The sequence below is a fragment of the Thermomicrobium sp. 4228-Ro genome (genome assembly GCF_026241205.1).
Lineage (GTDB): Bacteria > Chloroflexota > Chloroflexia > Thermomicrobiales > Thermomicrobiaceae > Thermomicrobium.
In genome coordinates this window covers 1-2,717 of record NZ_JAPFQM010000012.1, presented here as the reverse complement: position 1 = coordinate 2,717, position 2,717 = coordinate 1, and the positions used below count along the sequence as shown (strand labels likewise).

Genomic DNA, 2,717 nt, shown 5'->3' with positions numbered 1-2,717 from the left:
GGACAGCACTGTCCACCGAAGGAGTCTTGCGCAGGTACCCAGGACGGGCCGATCCTGTAGGCGACGGACGGAAGCGGAGCAGGCGGGTGCGCCATGCAGTGGATACTGGCCTACGACGGAGCCTGCGGGCGCTGCCGCGCCATCGCCGAGCGGGTCGTGGCGCTGGGCGGTGGACGACTCGCAGCGCGGAGCCTGCGTGAGCCCGAGGTGGCGGCCTGGCGGGAGCGGGCGCTGGGAGCGAGGGCGCCGTGGGAACCGGTGTTGTTCGCGGTCGCTGGTGACCGCCTGCAGGCGTACACCGGGCGGCGGCTGGTTCTGGAGCTGGTGCGGCTGCTCGGCGTGCGGCGGGGGCTGGCGCTGGCGAGCGAACTGCGGGAGCTCGCGCCGCCGGCCGGAGCGGGTCCGGCGCTCACCCGGCGGCGGGTACTCGGGCGCCTGGCTGGACTCGGCACCGCGCTCGGGCTCCTGGCGAGCGGGAAGGTGGCGATCGAGCCGCAGCAGGCAGAGGCAGCACCACCACCATTCCGGCTGAACATCCTCACCGTCGAGCGAGTAGCCAGCGGCCAGACGATCGAGTGTTTTGCGCATGTGCCGGCTCTGGTTCAGTGGCTAGAAAGCGAGCACAAGTGGAGCCCGGATGCGATCGTGCGTTTCCGTTCGGCCGTTCGCGAGAAGACCTTTTCCGGCTCGATTCTCGCTGACACTGTGCGGCGCATCGCTCTGGTGTGTCTCGAGGGAGTCGCCACTTACGCGTGGCTGGACTCACCAGCTGGAGTGCCAGTGTTCGCAGTCGAGCAGGGTGGCACCGTTCGCCTACTCAGACCTGATGAACTCGGTCTGTCGCTTGGCCCGACCGCGGACCCAGTGCTGCAGGCCAGCGCGAACTGCTGTCCCGACTGTCGGGCCTGTCTCGTCGCGAACTTCTTGTGCGCCGGCCTCGCCTTTTGCTGCTTCACTGGCAACATGATCTGTTGCAGCGCAGCCGTGGGAACGTGTGCGAGTGCCATTATCCAGTGCTCACGGCAGCTCGGTTGTAACTGCTGGCCCTGCATTCGCCCATGGTGAAGACGGCGACGTGTTCCGGAGAGTGGTGGAAACAGCGAGCAGTGGAGTCGTCTCGTAACGCAGCAGACCAGGCAGTCGTTCTGGAAGCCATCACGGTCGCCTGCCCCGGCAAGCTCATTCTCGACGCCATCGACCTGCGGGTACCACTGGGGTGCATCTGCGGACTCCTCGGTCCGAACGGGGCTGGCAAGACGTCGCTCCTGCGCTTGATCGCCGGTCTCCTGAAGCCCGGGCAGGGTAGGGCTATCGTACTGGGCATGGAGCTACCGGCGCGAGCGGACGCGGTGCGTCGGCTCATCGGCTACGTTCCGGAACGGGACGGCCTCTACGACGAGATGCGCGCACGGGATCACCTCGAACATGTTGCACGGCTCGTGTTGCCGCACGATCGGCAGCGACGGCAGGCACAGCTGCGCGAGGTGATCCGGATCCTGGCTCTCGACGAGGTCCTCGACGAGTGGTGCGGCTCGCTCTCGGCCGGCTTCCGCAAAAGGGTTGCCCTGGCGCGCGCACTCCTCGGTGAACCGAAGCTCTTGCTCCTCGACGAGGTCACGAACGAACTCGATCCGCTCGCGCGCGTCGATTTCCTGAACTGGCTCCGCGAGTGGCAGCGGGCACGTCCCGACCGAACCGTGATCTTCGCGACGCACGTCCTCGGTGACGCGCTGGTCGTCTGCGACCGCTTCGTCGTTCTGGGACGCGGCAAGGTCATCGCGTCCGTGACGAGGGACGAACTCAAGACACCGGAAGGAGACGAGCGCAAACTGGAAGAGGCACTCAGAACGCTGCTTGTCCGTGCGTGAGAGGGCGCCTATGCTGGCATGCTTTTGGGAACTCTGCCGCTGGGAGCTTGCCCGGACTCTCGCCGCGCGTGAGCGTGGGCGGCGGCTTCTGGCCTTTCTCGTGATGCCGCTCCTCCTGTTCGCCTCCAGCGCTCCCATCATCCCTGCGGAAAGTGTGGCCCTGCTTCTCCCAACCGGGTTCGGGGTCTTCGTCCTCATCCTGTTCCCTTTCGCCGCACTGTCCAGCTTGCTCGCCAGTGCGGTCGCTGGGGAGCGCGAGCGCGGAACGCTCGAGGTCTGGCTACTTGCGCCCGTCCCGGACTGGATGCTCGCTCTGGCGAAGGTCGTGCCGTACTGGCTCGTCGGTTTGCTGTACGACGCTGCGCTGGTAAGTGCTGTAACAGGGGTCGCTGCTTTAGCCGGGCAGCCCGTGCCGCTCCGAGGATTGCTGATGTCGCTGGTCTTCGCGGCGAGCGGTTTGCTCACCGTCATGGCCCTTCAGGTGAGCATCTCAGCGTGGGCAGAATCGACCGCAGTCGCGCAACAGTTCGTCGTCCTCCTGTTGCTGCTGCCAGGACTCGCTGCTTTTGCGATCGAGCCGGTGACACGTTTCCTGTTCCACTCGTTGGATTCGTTTCCGGTCTTCTCTTTCTCGCTCGGAGCGCTTCCCGTCATGCTGCTCTCGATTTTCATCGTGCTCCGGGCCGTACGGCGCGACCGACTCGCCTTGCGGTGCAGCCAGGCATCGAACCGATCGACGCGCACCAGGAGGTGACCGTGCCCCTACCTGCGCCGGGAGAGAACGATACCGAGCGAAAGGGCGGTTGGATGCCGGACAAACGCAGCCAGACGCCGGTTCGATATGTCCCG

General features: G+C 66.1%; 3 protein-coding genes. All 3 read left to right on the top strand.

Translation table 11 applies throughout. The features are described 5' to 3' along the window. Nucleotides 1-93 precede the first annotated feature (93 nt). The 3 genes from OO015_RS14045 to OO015_RS14035 are packed head-to-tail and all read left to right on the top strand — an operon-like array spanning nucleotide 94 to nucleotide 2,622. Nucleotides 94-1,065, top strand: a complete 972-nt coding sequence (locus OO015_RS14045) for a hypothetical protein (RefSeq protein ID WP_265942274.1) — start codon at nucleotides 94-96, stop codon at nucleotides 1,063-1,065. Nucleotides 1,066-1,106: 41 nt separating this feature from the next. After that, nucleotides 1,107-1,868 (top strand): ABC transporter ATP-binding protein, encoded by a 762-nt coding sequence (locus tag OO015_RS14040; protein WP_265942272.1) that lies wholly within the window; start codon nucleotides 1,107-1,109, stop codon nucleotides 1,866-1,868. A gap of 10 nt (nucleotides 1,869-1,878) precedes the next feature. After that, nucleotides 1,879-2,622 carry an ABC transporter permease gene (locus tag OO015_RS14035; RefSeq protein ID WP_265942270.1) on the top strand — a complete coding sequence of 248 codons (744 nt, stop codon included), beginning with the start codon at nucleotides 1,879-1,881 and terminating at the stop codon, nucleotides 2,620-2,622. Nucleotides 2,623-2,717 lie beyond the last annotated feature (95 nt).

Excerpts from the sequence above, each read along its gene's own strand:
- OO015_RS14045 (WP_265942274.1), top strand. The coding sequence starts at position 94 with ATGCAGTGGATACTGGCCTACGACGGAGCCTGCGGGCGCTGCCGCGCC.
- OO015_RS14035 (WP_265942270.1), top strand. The coding sequence starts at position 1,879 with ATGCTGGCATGCTTTTGGGAACTCTGCCGCTGGGAGCTTGCCCGGACT.